Source organism: Streptomyces sp. NPDC006259, from assembly GCF_042870975.1.
Taxonomy (GTDB): domain Bacteria; phylum Actinomycetota; class Actinomycetes; order Streptomycetales; family Streptomycetaceae; genus Streptomyces.
Genome location: NZ_JBIAHY010000002.1, coordinates 504841 through 524213, shown reverse-complemented (window position 1 = coordinate 524213; position 19373 = coordinate 504841). Strand labels below are relative to the sequence as shown.

15 protein-coding genes are annotated in these 19373 nt (G+C 72.4%); 7 read left to right on the top strand and 8 right to left on the bottom strand.

Translation table 11 applies throughout. The features are described from left to right. Position 1: 1 nt before the first annotated feature. Both ACFYO5_RS08305 and ACFYO5_RS08300 read right to left on the bottom strand, forming a co-directional pair. Positions 2-2062, bottom strand: a complete 2061-nt coding sequence (locus ACFYO5_RS08305; RefSeq protein ID WP_388705664.1) for a discoidin domain-containing protein — start codon at positions 2060-2062, stop codon at positions 2-4. 607 nt (positions 2063-2669) lie between these two features. Next, the gene (locus tag ACFYO5_RS08300) at positions 2670-3353 is read right to left on the bottom strand and encodes a hypothetical protein (protein ID WP_388705661.1); all 684 of its coding nucleotides are present in this window, start codon (positions 3351-3353) and stop codon (positions 2670-2672) included. A gap of 198 nt (positions 3354-3551) precedes the next feature. On the opposite strand from ACFYO5_RS08300, the gene ACFYO5_RS08295 reads away from it, so the two are divergent. Further along, positions 3552-4367, top strand: coding sequence for an SAM-dependent methyltransferase (locus tag ACFYO5_RS08295; protein ID WP_388705658.1), 816 nt, complete (start codon positions 3552-3554; stop codon positions 4365-4367). A 129-nt stretch (positions 4368-4496) separates the two neighbouring features. Beyond that, positions 4497-4751 carry an EF-hand domain-containing protein gene (locus ACFYO5_RS08290; protein ID WP_356563923.1) on the top strand — a complete coding sequence of 85 codons (255 nt, stop codon included), beginning with the start codon at positions 4497-4499 and terminating at the stop codon, positions 4749-4751. 624 nt (positions 4752-5375) lie between these two features. Here the strand turns inward: ACFYO5_RS08290 and ACFYO5_RS08285 are convergent. The 6 genes from ACFYO5_RS08285 to ACFYO5_RS08260 form a co-directional block, all read right to left on the bottom strand. Continuing rightward, positions 5376-5576: a CxxxxCH/CxxCH domain-containing protein gene (locus ACFYO5_RS08285; protein ID WP_356564089.1), complete on the bottom strand. Its 201-nt coding sequence runs from the start codon at positions 5574-5576 to the stop codon at positions 5376-5378. A 1139-nt stretch (positions 5577-6715) separates the two neighbouring features. Further along, positions 6716-7795 carry a helix-turn-helix domain-containing protein gene (locus ACFYO5_RS08280; protein ID WP_356563921.1) on the bottom strand — a complete coding sequence of 360 codons (1080 nt, stop codon included), beginning with the start codon at positions 7793-7795 and terminating at the stop codon, positions 6716-6718. Between the two features lie 318 nt (positions 7796-8113). Then, positions 8114-8251, bottom strand: a complete 138-nt coding sequence (locus ACFYO5_RS08275) for a hypothetical protein (protein ID WP_388705655.1) — start codon at positions 8249-8251, stop codon at positions 8114-8116. A 343-nt stretch (positions 8252-8594) separates the two neighbouring features. Continuing rightward, positions 8595-10142: a flotillin family protein gene (locus ACFYO5_RS08270; RefSeq protein ID WP_388705653.1), complete on the bottom strand. Its 1548-nt coding sequence runs from the start codon at positions 10140-10142 to the stop codon at positions 8595-8597. Positions 10143-10219: 77 nt separating this feature from the next. After that, entirely contained in the window at positions 10220-10729 is a 510-nt protein-coding gene (locus ACFYO5_RS08265) for a hypothetical protein (RefSeq protein WP_356563915.1), read from the bottom strand. A 651-nt stretch (positions 10730-11380) separates the two neighbouring features. Next, positions 11381-12181 carry a VOC family protein gene (locus ACFYO5_RS08260; protein WP_356563913.1) on the bottom strand — a complete coding sequence of 267 codons (801 nt, stop codon included), beginning with the start codon at positions 12179-12181 and terminating at the stop codon, positions 11381-11383. A 295-nt stretch (positions 12182-12476) separates the two neighbouring features. Between ACFYO5_RS08260 and ACFYO5_RS08255 the strand changes: the two genes are divergently transcribed. The 5 genes from ACFYO5_RS08255 (at position 12477) to ACFYO5_RS08235 (ending at position 19372) form a co-directional block, all read left to right on the top strand. After that, positions 12477-13619 carry a LacI family DNA-binding transcriptional regulator gene (locus tag ACFYO5_RS08255; RefSeq protein ID WP_388705649.1) on the top strand — a complete coding sequence of 381 codons (1143 nt, stop codon included), beginning with the start codon at positions 12477-12479 and terminating at the stop codon, positions 13617-13619. A gap of 375 nt (positions 13620-13994) precedes the next feature. Next, entirely contained in the window at positions 13995-15347 is a 1353-nt protein-coding gene (locus ACFYO5_RS08250) for an ABC transporter substrate-binding protein (protein WP_388705646.1), read from the top strand. Between the two features lies 1 nt (position 15348). Beyond that, entirely contained in the window at positions 15349-16218 is an 870-nt protein-coding gene (locus ACFYO5_RS08245; protein ID WP_388705643.1) for a carbohydrate ABC transporter permease, read from the top strand. Positions 16219-16295: 77 nt separating this feature from the next. Continuing rightward, complete coding sequence (locus ACFYO5_RS08240) at positions 16296-17183, top strand: carbohydrate ABC transporter permease (RefSeq protein WP_388707140.1); 888 nt, start codon at positions 16296-16298, stop codon at positions 17181-17183. 53 nt (positions 17184-17236) lie between these two features. After that, positions 17237-19372, top strand: coding sequence for a beta-galactosidase (locus ACFYO5_RS08235; protein ID WP_388705640.1), 2136 nt, complete (start codon positions 17237-17239; stop codon positions 19370-19372). Position 19373 lies beyond the last annotated feature (1 nt).

Below are 19373 nucleotides of genomic sequence, written 5' to 3'. Positions count from 1 at the left end.
GTCAGCGGCTGTGCACGCCGACCTCGCGCAGCGAGTACCCCCACTGCGTGCCGCGCTCCACGCCCTGGACGCGGACGTAGCGGGCCGGGGTGCCGGCGAAGCGGGCCGTGTCCAGGCCGCCGTCACCGGACGTCGTGGACCAGGCCGTCCGCCAGTTCTCACCGTCGGCGGAGAGCTGGATCCGGTACGACTTCCCGTACGCCCGTTCCCAGTCCAGGGTGACGCGTCCGACCAGGTTCGTGGCGCCGAGGTCGATCCGCAGCCACTGGTCGTCGCTCCAGTCGCCGGCCCAGCGGGTGCCGAGGTCGCCGTCCACGGCGCGGTCGGCCGCGTAGCTCGTGAACACGCTCCACTCCTGCGAACTGGCCGTCGCCGCGGCGCCCTTGGCGAGGTTGACGCCCGCCTGGTGCGCCTCCGTGCCGCCCCAGGTGTCCAGGTAGGACTCGGCTCCCCGGAAGAGGTCGTCGACCACGTCCTGGCCGCCGACCAGCCGGATGTCCTCGATCCAGTCGGGCACCATGCCGTAGTGGGCGGCTCCGTCGGTGTTGAGGTCCCAGGTGCGGTCGCCGGTGGTCTGCCTGTCGATGACGGAACCGCCGTCGACGCTGCGGAAGGGGTACGTGACCGGGTGGGCGGCGCCCGCGCCGCGCGGGGCCGGCCAGCCGCCGACGCCGTTCATGTCGGTGCCGTAGCCGTAGCCCACACCGTACTTGTCGCGCAGGGCGTCCGTGCGCCTCGCCTCCGCGCTGAACCCTTCGGAGCCGTGCATGTACTGGGCGACGAAGCCGCCGAGGCCGTAGACCCGCTCGGTCCAGTTGAGGTCCATCCAGCTGTGCGAGGAGAGCACGCCGGGGTAGGAGGCGGACTCGAAGATGTCGAGGACGCGGCCGGTGGCCTTGACGCTCATGTGGTCGATCTCGAGCATCATCCTGCGTTTCATCATGCCGCGCACAGCGTACTCACCGAGGTCGCTGAGTCCGCGGACGTTGCACTGGGCGTCCTGGTCGTAGGCGGGCACCTCGACGCCCGCCGGCAGGTCCTTCTCGGCCGCGGAGGCCGCGGTGCCGATGGGGTTGTCGTGCTGCGGGCCGGTGCACTTCTCCGTCTTCCAGAAGGTGCCCGTGGACAGGAACTGCCCGACGTTGATGGCCGTTCCGAGGCCGCCCTCGTCGAAGCGGACGCCGCACAGCGCGTTGTCGAACTTGTGGCACAGGAACATGCTGCGCACGCCGAGCGCGTACAGCTCGTCCAGTCCCTTGTCGATGTCCTCCTTGCCGCACTGCGCGATGTCGAGGACCTGCTTGCAGCCGAACGGCTCCGAGGTCTCGACGCCGAGGACGACCGCGAGTTTGCCCTGCGCGATCACCTGGCGGGCCTGCGCGCTGTCGGTGACGATGCGGAACCAGCCCTTGCCGGTGCCGCCGTACATGGCGTCGACGTAGGCCTGGAGGTCGTACGTCAGCTTCGCCTGGAGGCGGATCGACGTCATCTCGTCGCAGCTGCGGTCCTTGAAGAAGTACACCGAGCAGATCACGCCGTTGGTGACGAGGTCGTTGACGAGCACGCGTTGGCCGCCGCGCCAGGCGCGCTCCACCCAGGCGTAGTAGTTCTGCTGGTGGGTCAGCGAGTCGTGGGCGGGCCAGTCCTTGAAGGTGGGCCAGCCGACCGGGTCGTGCCGGCCGTCGCCGCCCTTGGTGATGTAGTCGAAGACCGCGAGGGAACCGTCGGGGTAGTGCTCGGGACAGTCCTTGAGGGCGTCGGCGACGCCCGCCCCGGAGAAGACCTTGCCGCAGATGAGCCGGCCGCCGAAGCCCTCGTTGGCGAACAGGTGGTCGTGCGCGTCGACGAAGCCGCGCACCTCCCCCTGGGCGTTCGTGCCGGTGAACGGCGCGCCGGTGACGTTGATCCGGGAGTCGGGCGTGGGCCGTGCGGTCGGGTTCCACCAGTCGGCGCCGGACGCCGAACTCGGCGTCGGGCCGAAGGTCATGGAGAGCACGAGAAGGAGCAACGACACGACGGTGATCTGCCGGTGTCTGCGGTACGGGCGTTCGGCGTCGGTCACTGCCCACGTCCCTCGGTCGGCGGGAGCGCGCGGTCGACGAGCCGGGGCGCCAGGGATCCGAGGACGCCCACGACCCACACGGGATTGTCATGACCGCGCAAGATATGGTCGAGGATCGCCACTGGCGGGTTACGAGTCAAGGGTCCGGGACGACCGACCTGATGGGGCGGGGCGGTTGGGGCGGATACGGGCGCCCAGGGCCGGACGATGCGGCTGCGCGGGCGTCCAGCGGGCCGCCGGGGCGCGGGGCACGGCCGGGCGGGGCGGGGCACATTTGGGCGGTTGGGGCGCGGGGCACGGCCGGGCCAGGCGGGGCACAGCCTCTGGGCAGTCGGGGCGCGGGGCCCGCGACGGCCGTCCAGGGAGGCAACGGGGCGGAGGGGGCGGTGGCGGCAGGGCGGACGACCGGCTGCGACACGTCGGGCGGGGGCACCCGGCGAAGTGGGCGGTGCCGCCAGGGCGGACGACCGGCTGCGACGTCAGCGGTGGGAGCGCCGGCGAAGAGGGCCGGAGTCCGCTCAACCGGCCGCGGGGGGTGCCGGCAGGGCGGACCACCGGCTGCCACACGTCGGCGGCGGGAGCCCCGGCGAAGTGGGCGGGGGTCCGCTCAACCGGCCGCGGGGGGTGCCGGGCTGGCGCGCAACACCAGTACGTCGGTGCGGAGTTCGTCCTGGGGAAGGTCCAGCCCCGCCCACAGCGCGGCGGCGGCGAGCAGGTTCAGCGAGCCGTGCGGGGCGCAGCGGACGTCCGTGGCGATGCGAGGGAGGCCGGGCAGGCGCTCGGCGAGGGCGCGGGCCGCGGCCTCGGCGTCGGCCGCGTGCGGGTCGCCGGCCGTCGGCACGGGCTTGCCCGCGCCGGACACCAGCGCCTCGGCCAGGAGGAGCCGCGGGCCGTGCGGTGCGGCCCACCGGTCCGGCCGGGTGGTCGCCCTCGCGCCGGGAACCGTCGCGGCCAGCCGGGCCAGCAGCCATCCCGCCTGCGCCAGCCCCGTGGCCAGGGCCCCCGCGCCCGCGCCCGCCGACCACGCCCGGTTCCCCTCGCCCGTCCGCGCCCGGCCCAGCGCCGCCCACCCGTCGGCCCGGTCCGCCGCCGGTACCGGAACGGACATCGGCGCCTCCAGGACCAGCGCGGCCCGGCCGCCCGAGGCCAGGCGCTCGGCCAGGGCCCGCACCGCCGTCTCCGGGTCGCTCCCCTGCCCGGCGAGCGTCGGCGCCGGGGCGTCGATCGCCGCCCAGGCGAACCGCTCCCGCGCCACCGAACCGATGTCCACCCCGACCACGCGCGCTTCCATCCGACCAGTGCAGCACAGGAGATGCCGGTGCCGGCACCCGGACGGCCGACTGACGACACGTCACACGTGGCGCCCGCGCGGGGGGACGTCACGCGACACGATCGGGCGAAGGGGTGAACTGGTGTGCGCGGTGTGCCCGTTGGGACGTACGTTGTGCGGTGGAACCTGCACGCCTCGGCTGAAAGACGGACGCCACCCATGAGCGACTCAGCGACGACGCCCGGATCGTCGGTGCACCAGAAGATCGACACCTCGGTGCCGCACTCGGCCCGGATCTGGAACTACTGGCTCGGCGGGAAGGACAACTACCCCGTCGACGAGGAGGCCGGCGACACCTACACCGCCGTCTTCCCCGGCATCGTCACCATCGCCCGCAGCAGCCGGGCGTTCCTGCGTCGCAACATCACCTATCTGGTGTCCGAGGCGGGCATCCGGCAGTTCCTCGACATCGGCACCGGCCTGCCGACCGCCGAGAACACCCACGAGGTCGCCCAGCGGATCGCGCCGGAGGCCCGGATCGTCTACGTCGACAACGACCCGATGGTCCTGGCGCACGCCCGCGCCCTGCTCTACTCCACCCCCGAGGGCGCCACCGCCTACATCGACGCCGACGTCCTCGATCCCGACCGCATCCTGGCGGCGGCGGCCGAGACGCTGGACCTCAGCCGGCCCACCGCCCTCATCCTGAGCAACATCCTGGGTCACGTCGCCGATGCCGACCGGGGCCGCGAGCTGGTGACCCGGCTCATGGGGGCGCTGCCGTCGGGCAGTTACCTCTCGATCAACGACGGCTCCCGAGGCGTCGATCCCGTCTTCGAGGCGGCGCAGGACGCCTACAACTCCAGCGGCGCCGTCCCGTACAACCTGCGGACCGTCGAGGAGATCACCGCGTTCTTCGACGGGCTGGAGCTGATCGAGCCCGGCGTCGTCTCCGTGCCCCTGTGGCGGCCGGACCCTTCCGCGTCCGCCCCGGAGATCATCGCCGAGCACGGAGGTCTCGCGCGCAAGCCCTGACCGGTACGGTGCCGACGGCGGGGAACCCGGACGGGAGCGCGAGCGTTGTCGTCCGGGAGCGACGGGCCGGGGTCTTCCCCGCCCGTCGGCCGCGGGGGAACGAGCAGGCATCGTGAACGGGGAATCATCATGAGTGACAAGGCGCGCACACTGTTCGAGGCACTGGACCTCGACGCGGACGGGACGCTGACCCGCGAAGAGGTGATCACCGCGCTGCGGACCAAGGGTCCGACCCTGGTCGCCTCCGGGGCTCTGCCGACCTGGGCCCTGGGGGATGCCGACGCCTCCTCCGCCCTGTTCGACGCCGCCGACCAGAACGGGGACGCGGTACTGACCCTGGAGGAGTTCTCGGCCGTCGTGGACCGCCGCTTCGGCTGGTGCTGACACCGGGCCTCCCTCGCTCACGTGGTCGGGGCCGCCCGGTGGTGCGACGCTGGAGTGGAAGCTGTCCGAGGACAGACCCGGAGCCCCGGGAGGCCCCATGGGACGGGACGTCCCGGCGATGGTCTTCACCCGTGAGGACCGGCGCCGGTACCGCATCAAGATGCAGGAGTGCCTCGACGCGTTCGCCCAGATGCTGCGTGAGGCACGGTTCGCGTCCGAGCAGCCCCGGGTCGGGCTGGAGATCGAGCTGAACCTGGTCGACGACGCGGCCGAGCCGGCGATGCGCAACAACGACGTGCTCGAAGCGATCGCGGACCCGGCCTGGGCCACCGAGCTGGGCCGGTTCAACCTCGAGATCAACGTGCCCCCGCGCCGTCTGACAGAGGGCGGCCCCGACGCGTGGGAGTCCGAGATCCGCGCCGCGCTGAACCACGCCGACGAGCGGGCCAGGTCGGTCGGCGCGCAGCTGATCATGGTCGGCATCCTGCCCACGCTGCGGCAGGAGCACATCGGCGAGTCCGCGCTGTCGGAGAACCCCCGCTACCGGCTGCTCAACGACCAGGTCTTCGCGGCCCGGGGCGAGGACCTGCGGATCGAGGTGGACGGCGTCGACCGGCTGCGCACCTACGCGGACACGATCACTCCGGAGGCCGCGTGCACCAGCACCCAGTTCCACCTCCAGGTCGACCCGGAGGAGTTCCCCGCGTACTGGAACGCCGCACAGGCCATCGCCGGGGTCCAGACCGGACTGGCCGCCAACGCGCCGTTCCTGTTCGGCAGGGAACTGTGGCACGAGACCCGTATCCCCCTGTTCGAGCAGGCCACCGACACCCGGCCGCAGGAGATCAAGGTGCAGGGGGTACGGCCCCGGGTGTGGTTCGGGGAACGGTGGATCACGAGCGTCTTCGACCTGTTCGAGGAGAACCTGCGCTACTTCCCCGCACTCCTGCCGCTCTGCGACGAGCAGGATCCGACGGAGACGCTGGAGCGCGGTGACGTCCCGGAGCTGGCCGAGCTGACCCTGCACAACGGCACCATCTACCGCTGGAACCGCCCGGTCTACGCCGTCGCCGACGGCACCCCGCACGTCAGGGTGGAGAACCGGGTGCTGCCCGCCGGCCCCACCGTCGCCGACACGCTGGCCAACGGCGCCTTCTACTACGGTCTGACCCGCGCCCTGGTGGAGGAGGAGCGGCCGGTGTGGTCCCGGATGTCCTTCGCGGCCGCGGAGGACAACCTGCACACGGCGGCCCGGCACGGCATCGAGGCGCGCCTGTACTGGCCGGGGACGGGCGAGGTGCCGCTGCCCGAACTGGTCCTGCGGCGGCTGCTGCCGCTGGCGCATCGGGGCCTCGAGCTGTCCGGCATGGACACGGGCTGGCGGGAGCCTCTGCTCGGCGTCATCGAGCAGAGGTGCGTCACCGCCCGTAACGGCGCGGTCTGGCAGAAGGAGATGTTCCACCGTCTCGCCGCCGCCCCCGGCATCGGCCGCCATGAGGCCCTGCGGCGGATGACGCGGCAGTACATCGAGTACATGCATCTCAACGCCCCGGTGCACACCTGGCCGGTGGACTGAGGGCGGAGGCGGGCGGTCCGGTCCGGTCCGGGGATCTCCGCGCGAGGAGGGCACGGTCCGGGACGACGCGGCGCTGGTCCGCGTGGCGGAGGCGGTGCGGCCCACGGTGCCGGCGTGGATGACCGGGTGACGGACGGGGCCGGCGCCGCCTGCGCGACCGCGCCGCCCGCGAGGCGTGGTCCGAGGACACGGAGTGGTTCCATCCGCCCGGGGAGCACGACCTGGCCCGTCCCGGACACCGGCCGGCGAGGCGGCGGGCGTGAGCGCACCGGCCCGCGTCCCTACGCCTTTCAACGGCGTCCACGGCTTCTCAAGCGTCTATGGCTTCTCCGCCTGCCGTGGACTCTATGCCTCTTGGCTTGTGCGGCACATGCGGCTTCGACGGCTTCTACGGCGCGGTCGGGTCGGGGTGCAGCGGTCGCGCCGGCCAGTCGAGCAGGCGGGCGCCGATGGCCGCGGTCTGCAGGGTGTAGCGGTGGGCGGGGTCGGTGGGATCGGCGCCGGTCAGCGTGTGGATGCGGGCCAGCCGGTAGGTGAGCGCCCGCACGCTGAGGGAAAGGCTCCGGGCCGTCGCGGCCGCCACACAGCCGGAGTCGAAGTAGGCGATCAGGGTCTCCACCAGCGGGCGCGCTCCGCCTCGGGCCCGCTCCAGGGGGCCGAGGGCGCTGTGCACCAGGTCCATCAGGGCCTGCCGGTCCCGCGCCAGCACGGGAAAGACCAGCAGGTCGGCTGCGCGCAGCAAGGGCTCGTCGAAACCCATGCGCTGCGCCACGTCCAGGGCGTTGAGGGCCTCCTCGTAGCTGTGTCCGATGCCGGTCGGGCCCGGTCTGGGCCGGCCGACGGCGACCTGGGCGCCACCGCTGACGGTGTGTGCGTACCGGGCGAAGTGGGAGAGGACCTCGTCCTGGTCGCCCGGGGCGATGCACACCATCCGGCCGTCCTTGGTGGTGAACAGGATGCGCCGGTTCTCGAAGCGGCCGAACAACTCGTCGGCCACCTGCCGGGGCACCGGGTCGGTCTCGTCGTACTTCTCCGGCCCCTCGGCCACGGCGACCGCGTGCGCGCGCGACAGCCGCAGCCCGAACCGCTCGGAGCCGGCCGCGAGCCGGCCGGGGTCGCCGCGGCCGTGGAGCAGGTCGTCGATGAACTCACGGCGTGCCGCCTCCTCCTTGCGCACCACGAGCCGCTGCGCCCGCTCGTAGCCGTCGGCGAAGGCGTCCACCACCTGTTCGACGACGGCGAGCACACGGTCCGGGTCGGCCGCTCGCGGCCAGTCCTCCCGGCTCGCGCTCAGATGCGCGCGGACCAGGGTCCGCCAGCCGTGTCCGGCCTCCGCCGCCTTCGCGCCGAGGGCCCGGCGGGACTCGATCTCGTCACGGGTCAGACGACGGCCCGTGGTCGCGGCCTCGGCGAGTATCTTCTTGAAGCCGTCCAGGAACGGCTCGGCGGATGTGGTGTGGATGGTCAAGTCCCTTTCTTAGGCGCCGGGTCGGGCGGCATCCGGACGGCGGCGGACGAAGGGCGGGTACCGGGTCGGCCGGTCCGGGTGCCGGGCCGGGGCATGCGGCAGGTACGCTCCCCCATCCTCGCCGACGGCGCGCGAACCCCGTACGTGGCAACGCTCTCGGTCGGAGGATCCATCGGTGCGAACGACGGACCCGAGCGGTGAGTTCGGCGGGTTTCGGGCGGTGGATTCGATCGGTGGGGCTGTGGTTCCGGTGGGGCCGTGCGTCCCGTGGGGCCGGTGTATCCGCTGGGGCCGTGCGTCCCGTGGGGCCGGCGGGTATCAGTCGGTGGGCCGTTCGGGGAGTTCTCCAGGCACGCCCCGGGCGTCGAACATCTGCACACCGATGCCGGCCAGGACCAGTCCCGTGGCGATGAGCAGGCCTTGGGCCAGGACGACGCCGGTGACCAGGGCGGCCATGCCGGCCGCCAGCGTCCACCGGGCCCCGGTGCGACGGCGCCCGCGAGGCCGTGCGGGGCACGGATCGTCGGGCGCGGGCCGTCCTTCGAGAACGCCCGGGCACTCGTCGTCGGATGGCGGCACGACGCTCCTCCCCTCCCAGGGCGAACCGGAGCGCGGCCCTTCCGGGATCCGGTCGTCCGCAGGGCATCGGCTCGGCCCGCCGACGTCACCAGCGGCTCCCGATCCGAGGCCCAACAGGCTTATTTCCAGCGGGGGCTGGGAGGCAAACGCCACAACCGGCAGGCGTTGCCGGTGCCTGCCGGGGTGCGTCGCGGACCGGGGTGTGGGACGGGTGTCACCGTCAACCGGTGATCTTCACCTTCGCGTTGGGCGAGGCCGATGCCGACGCCGGGACCGCCGTCGGGCGCTCGTCCGTCGTGGAGCCACGGTGGGTGATGCCCTTGAGCAGTTCGGCGAGGTCGATTCCCGTGGTGGAGCCGAGGAGTTCCAGTCCCTGGGCGACGTTGTCGGCCACCGCCCGCGGGATGCGGGCCGCCCCGTCCGTGGAGATCACCGTCATCCTCTCTACGGCGCTGAGCGGCTCGGACGCCTTGGCGACGACCTCGGGCAGCACCTCGACGAGCATCTGGAGGACGGCCGCGTCGCCGTACTGCCCGAAGGCTTCCGCCTTCTTGCGCATCGCCTCCGCCTCGGCCGCCCCCTTGGCGCCGATCGCCGCCGCCTCGGCCTCACCCTCCAGCCGTACGGCCTCGGCGATCGCCGCCCGCCGGGACCGCTCGCCCTCACCCTTCCTGAGCCCCTCGACGGCCTCCGCCTCGGCCAGCGCGCCGCGCCGCTGCTTCTCGCCCTCACCGGTGAGCCGGGACCGCTCCGCCTCCGCCTGGGCGGCGGCGATCTCCGCCGACCGCTCGGCCTCGGCCTGCTTGACGCGGGACACCCGACGGGCCTCGGCCTCCTGTTCGGCGGCGTACCGCTGGGCGTCGGCGGGCTTGCGGATCTCGGTGTCGAGCTGACGGTCCTTCAGCGCGGCCCGGCGCTCGGCGACCTTCTCCTGCTCCATGAGGATGTCCTGCTGCCGGGCGGCCTCCGCGAGGGGTCCCGCCGCGTCGGCCTGGGCGGCGGCCGCGTCCGTCTCGGCCTTGATCTCGGCCTGCTTGAGGGAGAAGGTGCGCTGCGCCACGGCGATCTCCTCCTCGGCCTTCAGCCGGGCCTGTTCGGCGGCGCGCCGGGCGACCGCCTCGGCGATGTCGGCCTCCTGCTTGGCGCGGGCCGCCTCCGGACGGCCGAGGTCCTCCAGGTAGGAACCCTCGGTGGTGATGTCCTGGATCTGGAAGGCGTCCAGGACGAGTCCCTGCCCGGACAGACTGGCTTCCGCCTCCTCGGCTACCTGGCCGGCGAACGCGGCCCGGTCGCGGATGACGTCCTCGACCGACATCCGGCCCACGATCGCGCGCAGCGCACCGGAGAGCACCTCCTGGGTGAACCCGACGATGCCGTCCTGCTGCATCAGGAAGCGCTGGGCGGCGGCGCGGATCGAGTCCTCGGTGCCGCCGACCTTGACGATGGCGACGCCTTCGAGGTTGGCCTTGATGCCGCGCAGCGTGACCGCTCCGCGCACCGCCACCGGGATGTGCCGGGACGACAGATCGAGCGTGAACTTCTGCTGCACGAACGGCACGACGAAGACCCCGCCGCCGACCACGACCTTCTGGCCGCTGTTGTCGGTGAACACCCGCCCGGTCTCGGGATCGGTGGCCTTCTTCCCGCGCCGCCCGGTGATGATGAACGCCTCGCTCGGTCCGGCCACCTTGTACCTGGTGATCACGGAGAGCGCCGACAGGACGAGGAGTACGACGACTCCCACGACGGCAAGGACGACTGAACTCATGGCGGTGCCCCCGAATCAGGTACGAGAAAGGAAGGTCGAGAGGAGAGCCCGAAGGCCGGAGGAGGGAACGGCGCGGCTCAGCGGTCCACGGGGCGCACCAGGACGCAGGTCGCGGTCGGCGCCGCCTCCACCCACACTTCGGTGCCCCGTGCCACCGGCCCCGCGCTGCGCGCCGCCAACTTCACCGGCTGCCCGGCACGACGCAGCAGCACCTCGCCGAAGCCGCCCGCGGGGATGTCGGTGACCACACTGCCCGCGGTGCCGACGAGGTCGTCCCCGCGGGGTGTGACGGCGCTCCGCTCACGCATCAGGGCGCGGCTGAAACGGTACGTCAGCCACGCCGTGGCCGTCCCCAGGACGGCGCCGAAGCCGGTGGCGGCCAGAGGGCCGGCGCCCGTGGCCCCGGTGGCGAGGACCCCGCCGAAGCCGGTGGCCGCCACGAATCCGGCGACGACCGGCAGTGACAGCCACCCGTCGAGGAAACCACCCGGCACACCGTCGAGTACGCCGTCCAGCACCCCGTCGAAGATCAGCGCCAGGGCGAGCAGCGCGACCCCCGTGAGACCGAGTCCGAGTAACCAGGTCATCCGCGCCGCCCCCTTCGCCCTGTCGCCGTTCTCCGGCCCGACGAGATCCTGACACGGGCATGCCGCGGTGTTCACTGCCGCGATCCGGCAATCTTCACGCCGCTTCGATGCCGTCGAAGGGATGTGATGCGGGCCCTGACCCCATGGCCCCAAGCCGACGGGTACGGCCTGCCGCCTGACGCGCAATCGGTGGCCGTGGACGGCGGCGACAGCGACAGCGACAGCGACAACTCGGCGTCGGTCCGACCGGTGTTCCCACGGCGGTCGACCCGGCCGCTCCCACAGCGGTCACGAACTCCTTCGCCGACAGGACCAGTTGCGCCTTGATGGCGCCGCAGGCGTGCCCCAGGGCGTCGGCGGCTCCGCGCACGCGGCGCCCGTCGTTCCTGAGGGCGACCACCCGGCGGACGGGACCGAGGACGACCGCACCGCCGGACACCCAAGGAGGCAGGTGCGCGGCCGCGCGGTCGGGCACCTAGAGGGGTCGGTGCGCGGCGGTGCCGTCGGAAGCTTCGAGGGATCGGTGCGCGGCCATGCTTACGCCGTCGGGATCGCCGTCACCACCCTCCGTCACACCCGCCGGCCGGCACGACGGAACCGGAAACCGGCGCGCCGCCGTCCCGTCCCGCCGTGGACCCGGGGGCGGGGCGCTCAGGCCGGAGGGGCAGGGGTGAGCACCACGAAATCGGCCCCCGAAGGGTCGAGACAGACGGCGAGGCGGCCGACACCCTCGGCGTCCACCGGGCCCATCTGCACGCTGCCGCCGTTGTCGGTGACCGCGGCCACGGCGGCGTCGCAGTCGGCGACACCGAAGACCGGGTGCCAGTACGCCCGCCCACCCGCCAGGGAGAGGTCCTCCTCGGCGAGCTCCATCAGCCCGCCCTGCATCCGGTCCTCGGACAGCCCGTCCGGCGTGATGAGGGTGTACGTGCCCCCGCCGCCCGGCATCTCCATGTCGCTGAACCGCCAGTTGAAGACGGCCCCGTAGAACTGCCTCGCGGCGGCGGCGTCGCTCGTGTACAGCTCGGTCCAGGACAGTGCGCCCGCGTCGTCCGCCAGCTCGAAGCCCGCCTGCTCCCCCGGCTGCCAGGCGGCGAACTGGCCGCCCGACGGGTCGGTGTACTGCCCCATCCGCCCCCATTCACCGAGGTCCCTCGGGGCCACCCGGACCGTGCCACCGGCGTCCTCCACCGCCCGGGTGGTGGCGTCCACGTCGGTGACGGTGTAGTAGATCATCCAGGCCGAGCGAGCACCCTCCTCGGAGAGCTTTCCCAGCCCGGCGACGGTCCTGCCGTCCTTCTGGAACATCCCGCCCTCCATGCCCCCGCCCTCGCCCATGGGCTCGAAGCTCCAGCCGAGCACCGCGCCGTAGAAGTCGGCCGCGGCCCGAACGTCGGGGGCGCCGAGGTCGAGCCAGCAGGGGGAACCGGGGGTGAGGTCGGTGGTGATCACGGCTGGTCCCTTTCGCAGATCCTGTGTCGTTTCAGCGTGACACCGGCCTCCGCCAAGCGCGCGTCGGCCGGGCGGCGCGACCGTCGGAACCTCGGTGTCCACCGCGTGGCTGTCGGACCCGGTGTCCACCGCGTGACGAATACGTTCCGTTCCCTTGACGACGCCCGTATGACTGCGTAGACATGTCCCCGTCGGCATGACAGCGCAGACATGACACCGCAGACATGACTGCGCAGTCAGTGACGCCGGCGTCCGACATCATCGGCTCGACCGTGCGGCCACCGGGAGACACACCATGACGCGAGGAACAGGGCGGGGCACCAGCTCCGTGGCGCCGCGGAGCGTGGACGTGGCCCACCTGGCCGGGGTCTCGCAGAAGACGGTCTCGCGGGTCTTCAACGACGAGCAGTACGTCTCCTCCGACGTGCGCCGACGGGTCCTCGAAGCCGCCGAACAGCTCGGGTACCGGCGCAACAACGCCGCCCGCGCGCTGGCCTCCGGACGGACCCGCTCGATCGGCGTGGTGACCCTGGGCACGGCACTGTACGGTCCCGCCTCACTCCTCATGGGTGTCGAGCGGGCCGTCCGGGACACCGGCTACGCCCTGCGCGTGGTCAACACGATGGAGGGTGACCCGGCGGGCATCGCGGGCGCCGTGGACTCGCTCCTCGACCAGGGCGTGGACGGCATCGTGATCTCCGAGCCGATCGACGAGGAGGACACCGACAGCGAGGTGTCCCTCCGCGTCGACGTGCCGGTCCTCGTCCTCGGCGCCCCCTCCGCGGTGGCCGCGCCCACGGTGCTGACCGCGGGGGACGGTGCCGACATGATGGCGCGCACCGCCACCGAGCACCTGCTGGACCTCGGTCACGTGACGGTCCATCACCTCGCGGGGCCGCAGCGCTGGTTCGCCGCCCGCGACCGCCTGGACGGGTGGCGCGCGACGCTGACCGCGCACGGCAGGGACGTACCACCGGTCGCCGAGGGCGACTGGTCGGCCGCGTCCGGATACCGGGCGGGACACGAACTCGCCCGGGACACCACCGTCACCGCGGTGTTCGCCGCCAACGACGACATGGCGATCGGCCTGATCCGTGCCCTGGCGGAGGCCGGCCGGCGGGTGCCGGAGGACATCAGCGTCGTCGGCTTCGACGACGTACCGGTCGCCGCGTACGTGACCCCTCCGCTGACCACGGTCCGGCAGCCGTTCGACACCGTGGCGCAGGAGGGGCTCAAGCGTCTCGTGCACGCCGTCGAGAACCCGGCGGCGGACCCGCTGCCGTCGAGCGACCCACCGGTCGATCTCGTCGTCCGCGCCTCGACCGCGCCCCCGCCGGACCGGACGACCCCGGCCGGCGGAGGGCGCACCCCCTCCCCCGTCGTCGGAGGCACGCCCTCCGCCCCGCTCCCGGACGGAGGCCCGCCCGACCGCCACTGACCACCCCAGGCCGACCCGGACGGCGAAGCCCGGCGGCGCCCGCGCGCACGCCGAGCCCCCGTACCGGCAGCGTCCCACCCCCGCGGGCGGTCCCTGCCCGGGCGGCACCTGCCGCCCCTGATCCGGCAGGCCCGCCGAGCCAGGCTTCCGCATCCGCCTCGGCTGCCCCCTCCCATCCCTTCGCTCTCCTCGGAACGCCCGTCGGCACCGGTCCCCCGGACCCGCACCCGACCAGGCGGGCGTTCGAGCCCCGGTCGTCGCGACCGCTGCCCTCCCTCACCTCCTGCGCACGCCCACGCCCGGCGTGCCTGTCACCCATGCCACCGGCGGGAGTCCACCATGTCCCTTTCCGCGTCTTCGCCCAGCCCTTCCCGGATGAGCCGTCGTCTCTTCCTCACCACGACGGGCGCCCTGTCGCTCGGTGCCGCCCTCACCGCGTGCGGCGGCGACTCCGGCGGATCCCCCGCCGCCACCGAGCCGGTCGGTCGGGCCGACATCGACCAGGCGATGGGGACGCCGACCGAGCTGACGTTCTGGACGTGGGTCCCGGACATCGCCAAGGAGGTCGCGCTCTTCGAGAAGAAGTACCCGGCCGTCAAGGTCAAGGTGGTCAACGCCGGCCAGGGCACCCCGCAGTACACCAAGCTGCGTACGGCACTGAAGGCCGGCAGCGGCGCCCCGGACATGGTCCAGATCGAGTACCAGGCCATTCCGACGTTCACCATCACCGACAGCCTGCTGGACCTGCGGCCGTACGGCGCCGACGCGCTCAAGGGACAGTTCGTCGACTGGACGTGGAGCCAGGTCGGCGGACCGGGCGGCGAGGTGTGGGCGATCCCCCAGGACACCGGCCCGATGGGCATGCTGTACCGGCAGGACATCTTCGACGAGCACGGCATCGACGTGCCCACGACCTGGGACGAGTTCGCGGCGGCGGCGCGCAAGCTCCACAAGGCGGACCCCGACGTCTACCTCACCAACCTCGCGGCGAACCAGGCCGCCGCCTGGCACGGCCTCCAGTGGCAGGCGGGCGCCAGGCCCTACGTGACGTCCGGCAAGAGCGACATCACCATCAGCGTCGACGACGCCGTGTCGAGGAAGCTCGGCGAGTACTGGGGCGGGCTCGCGAAGGAGGGGGTCATCGGCGTCGAGCCGGACTTCACCGACGCCTGGTACGCCGCCCTCAACAAGGGCAAGTACGCCACCTGGATCACCGCCGCCTGGGGACCGGTCTTCCTCTCCGGCTCCGCCAAGGCCACCGCGGGCAAGTGGCGGGCGGCCCCGCTGCCGCAGTGGGACCCAGCCAAGCCCAGCTCGGGCAACTGGGGCGGCTCGACCACCGCGGTCGTCCGCTCCAGCAAGAACCCCATAGCGGCGGCCGTGTTCGCGCAGTTCCTCAACAGCGACCCGGCCAGCGCCCGGATGTTCGCCACCGAGCAGTTCTTCTTCCCGGCGACCAAGGCCCTGCTCACGGACGCCGAGTTCATCGGCCAAGCGCCGTCGTTCTACGGCGGCCAGAAGGTCAACCAGCTGTTCGCCGACATCGGTTCCACGGTCGACTCCGGTTTCCAATGGCCCCCGTTCCTCGACCAGGCGGCCACCGACTGGACCGAGACCGTCGGCAAGTCCCTCGCCGACCGGACCGACACCGTCCGCGCGCTCGGCACCTGGCAGTCACGGCTCACCACGTACGCCAAGGGCCAGGGCTTCACCGTGAAGGGGGGCTGAGATGAGCCGTCGCCGTACGGCGGGACCCCTGTTCGTCGCCCCGTTCATGGTGCTGTTCCTCCTGCTCTTCCTCGCCCCGCTCGGTTACGCCGCCTACCTCAGTCTGTTCCAGGAACGCCTGATCGGCGGGACGGCGTTCGTCGGCCTCGACAACTACGTCACGGCGCTGAGCGACCCCCAGCTCCTGCACGGCCTCGGACGCGTCGCCCTGTTCTTCGTGATCCAGGTCCCCCTGATGCTGGCGCTGGCGCTGGCGTTCGCGCTGGCTCTCGACAGCGGCCTGCTCCGCCTCGCGCGCGTGATCCGGCTCGGCATCTTCGTCCCGTACGCCGTGCCGAGCGTGGTCGCCGCCCTCATGTGGGGCTATCTCTACGGACCGGACTTCGGACCGTTCGCCCAGCTGAGCCGGAAGCTGTCCCTGCCGGTGCCCGACTTCCTCAGCGAGGGCTGGATGCTCGGCAGCCTGGCGAACATCGTGACCTGGGAGTTCGTCGGCTACAACATGATCATTCTGTACGCCGCGCTGCGCACGGTCCCCGAGGAGCTGTACGAGGCCGCCGCCATGGACGGGGCCGGCGCCTGGCGCACCGCCTGGTCGATCAAGCTGCCCGCCCTGCGCCCGGCGCTGATGCTGACCCTGCTGTTCTCGGTGATCGGCAGCTTCCAGTTGTTCAACGAGCCCAACCTGCTGATGAAGGTCGCCCCGGACGTCATCAGCAGCTCCTACACCGCCAACCTCTACGCCTACTCCCTCGCCTTCACCGGCCAGCAGGTCAACTACGCGGCCACGGTGTCCTTCCTCCTCGGCCTGGTCATCGTGGTCGCCTCCTACGGCGTCCTGCTCACCGCGAACCGCAGGAGGACCCCGTGACCTCCCCCAAGCTCTCGGCTTCACCCGACCAGGGGGTACCCCCCTCGACCCCGGCGCCGACGCTCGCTCCGAAGGCGGTGGAGCCGCCGACCGCCGCGCCCGGCGGGAAGCACACGGCCCGCCGCAGCACTCCCCTGACGATCGCCATGCTGGCCGTCCTCGCCTACTTCCTGCTCCCCCTGTTCTGGCTCCTGATCGCCTCGACCAAGAGCACGCAGGACCTGTTCAGCAGCTTCGGCCTGTGGTTCTCGCACGCACCGCAGCTGCTGACGAACATCAGGGCGACCTTCGCCCAGGACGACGGCGTCTTCGCGCACTGGCTGCTCAACACGGTGATCTACGCCGGCGTCAGCTCGCTCGGAGCGGCGCTGCTGGCCGCCGCCGGCGGGTACGGGTTCGCCAAGTTCCGCTTCCGAGGCGACCGGGTCGCCTTCAACCTGGTCCTCGGTGCCGTCATGGTCCCGACCACCGCCCTGGCGATCCCCACCTATCTGCTCTTCGCCCAGGCGGGCCTGGTCAACACGCCCTGGGCCGTCATCCTGCCCTCGCTCGTCAACCCGTTCGGCCTGTACCTCATGCGCGTCTACGCCCAGGACGCCGTCCCCGACAGTCTCCTGGAGGCCGCCCGGATCGACGGCGCCGGCGAGGCCCGGATCTTCTTCCGCATCGTGTTGCGCCTGCTGGGTCCCGGCCTGGTGACGGTTCTGCTGTTCACCCTGGTGGCGACCTGGAACAACTACTTCCTGCCGCTGATCATGCTGAACGACCCGGACCTGTACCCGGTCACCGTCGGTCTGTCGTCCTGGGCCGCGCAGGCGCAGAACGGCGGGGCCGGCTCCAGCAGCGACATGCTCGCGCTGGTCGTGACCGGCTCCATGCTCTCGATCATCCCGCTCGTCGTGGCCTTCCTGCTGCTCCAGCGGTACTGGCAGAGCGGGCTGGCCGCGGGCGGCGTCAAGCAGTAACGCCCGCACGTCTCACGTCACTTCCCCTCACCCTTCTCCCGGAGGTTCCCTTCATGGCGGATCTGCCCGCCCGCGTGCTCTTCGGTGCCGCGTACTACCACGAGTACCGGCCCCCGTACGGCACCGAGCGCCCCGACGAGCGCCTCAAGACCGACCTCGATCTGATGGCCGACGCGCATGTCACCGTGATCCGGGTCGGCGAGTCGGTGTGGTCCACCTGGGAGCCTTCGAACGGGCGGTTCGACCTCGACTGGCTCCAGCCCGTCCTCGACGGCGCCCACGAGCGCGGCATCTCCGTCGTCCTCGGGACGCCGACGTACGCCGTACCGCCGTGGCTGGCCCGCCAGTACCCGGAGATCACGGGCGAGCGGCGCACCGGTGAACGCATCGGGTGGGGTGCCCGGCAGGAGGTCGACTTCACCCACCCCGCGTTCCGCTTCCACGCCGAGCGGGTCATCCGCGAGGTCGTCGCCCGGTACGCCGACCATCCCGCGGTGATCGGCTTCCAGGTCGACAACGAGCCGGGCAACGAACTCCTGCACAACCACGGCGTCTTCCAGCGCTTCGTCGACCACCTGCGCGAGACCTACGGCGACGTCGAGACCCTCAACCGCGAGTGGGGGCTGGTCTACTGGTCGCACCGCCTGTCCACCTGGGCGGACCTGTGGACGCCGGACGGCAACGCGCAGCCGCAGTACGACGTCGCCTGGCGCGCGTTCCAGGCCCGTCAGGTCACCGAGTTCATCGGCTGGCAGGCCGACATCGTCCGGGAGTACGCCCGCCCGGAGCACTTCGTGACCACCTGCATCTCCTACACCCGGCCCGCGGTGGAGGACGACGAGCTGACCGACCGCCTCGACATCGCCTCCGGCAACCCGTACTACGGCATGCAGGACAGTCTGCTGCTGCCCGACCGCACCCCCGACGTCCACCGGCAGATCTGGCAGACCACGGGGGTTCCGGCGCTGTACCAGACCGCCGACTGGATGTTCTCCTCGCGCCAGGAGCCGTTCCTGGTCACCGAGACCAACGCGGGCTCCATCGGCTTCCCCTGGGACAACCGTCCCGCCTACGACGGACAGTGGCGGCAGGCCGCCTGGGCGCTGGTCGCCCGCGGCGCCCGCATGATCGAGTACTGGCACTGGAACACGCTGCACTTCGGCGCGGAGACGTACTGGGGCGGCGTCCTGCCGCACACCGGACAGCCAGGGCGTACGTACGCCGAACTCGCGCGTCTGGGCGCCGAGTTCGAGACGGCCGGGGCGCTCGTCGCCGGGCTCGAACCGGACGCCGACATCACGATGGTCTACTCGACCCCCAGCAAGTGGCTCATGCAGAAGTATCCGCCGCTCGCCGAGCCGGACGGCGAACCGGACCCGGCCGCCTACCACCGCATCTTCGACCCCTTCTACCGCGGCGCCTTCGAGACCGGCCGCCAGGTGCGCATCGTGCACGCCCGCCAGCTGCACGACCCGCGCGGAGAGAGGCAGGGCCCGGCCCCGGAGGAGGCCGTCCGCCGTCATCCCGTCCTCGTCGTCCCGGCGCTGTACCTCGCCGCCGACTCGACCCTCGACTGGCTCGCGGCCTACGCCCACGCGGGCGGCCACCTGGTGGTCGGCCCGCGCACCGGGTACGCCGACCACGAGGCCCGCGCCCGGCGGGAAGCGGCCCCCGGACGTCTCACCGAGGCCGCGGGCGTCTCCTACGACGAGTTCAGCAACCTCGTCCGGGAGGTCCCGGTGCGCCCGGCGCCCGGCGGACCGCTCGACCTCCCCGAGGGGGCGACGGCGACGCTCTGGGCGGACGGCCTGACCGTCACCGACGCCGACGTGCTCGTGTCCTACGACCACCCGCACTTCGGCCGCTGGCCCGCGGTCACCACCCGCCCGCACGGCGCGGGCCGCGTCACCTGCGTGGGCACCGTCCCCGGCCGCGACCTCGCCCGCGCGCTGGCCGGGTGGATGGCACCCGCCCCCCGCAGTCCGTGGCAGGACCTCCCGGCCTCCGTGACCGCGACGACCGGCACCTCCCCCGACGGCAGGCGCGTCCACGTCGTCCACAACTGGAGCTGGGAACCGGCCGGCGTCCAGGCCCCGGTGGACCTCTCCGACGCGCTCGACGGCACCTCCGTCCCCGCGGGCACACCACTGCACCTCGGCGCCTGGGACGTACGCGTACTCGTCTCCTGAC

Excerpts from the sequence above, each read along its gene's own strand:
- ACFYO5_RS08300 (WP_388705661.1), bottom strand. The coding sequence starts at position 3,353 with ATGGAAGCGCGCGTGGTCGGGGTGGACATCGGTTCGGTGGCGCGGGAG.
- ACFYO5_RS08295 (WP_388705658.1), top strand. The coding sequence starts at position 3,552 with ATGAGCGACTCAGCGACGACGCCCGGATCGTCGGTGCACCAGAAGATC.
- ACFYO5_RS08290 (WP_356563923.1), top strand. The coding sequence starts at position 4,497 with ATGAGTGACAAGGCGCGCACACTGTTCGAGGCACTGGACCTCGACGCG.
- ACFYO5_RS08275 (WP_388705655.1), bottom strand. The coding sequence starts at position 8,251 with ATGGCCGCCCTGGTCACCGGCGTCGTCCTGGCCCAAGGCCTGCTCATC.
- ACFYO5_RS08270 (WP_388705653.1), bottom strand. The coding sequence starts at position 10,142 with ATGAGTTCAGTCGTCCTTGCCGTCGTGGGAGTCGTCGTACTCCTCGTC.
- ACFYO5_RS08265 (WP_356563915.1), bottom strand. The coding sequence starts at position 10,729 with ATGACCTGGTTACTCGGACTCGGTCTCACGGGGGTCGCGCTGCTCGCC.
- ACFYO5_RS08255 (WP_388705649.1), top strand. The coding sequence starts at position 12,477 with ATGACGCGAGGAACAGGGCGGGGCACCAGCTCCGTGGCGCCGCGGAGC.
- ACFYO5_RS08250 (WP_388705646.1), top strand. The coding sequence starts at position 13,995 with ATGAGCCGTCGTCTCTTCCTCACCACGACGGGCGCCCTGTCGCTCGGT.
- ACFYO5_RS08245 (WP_388705643.1), top strand. The coding sequence starts at position 15,349 with ATGAGCCGTCGCCGTACGGCGGGACCCCTGTTCGTCGCCCCGTTCATG.
- ACFYO5_RS08235 (WP_388705640.1), top strand. The coding sequence starts at position 17,237 with ATGGCGGATCTGCCCGCCCGCGTGCTCTTCGGTGCCGCGTACTACCAC.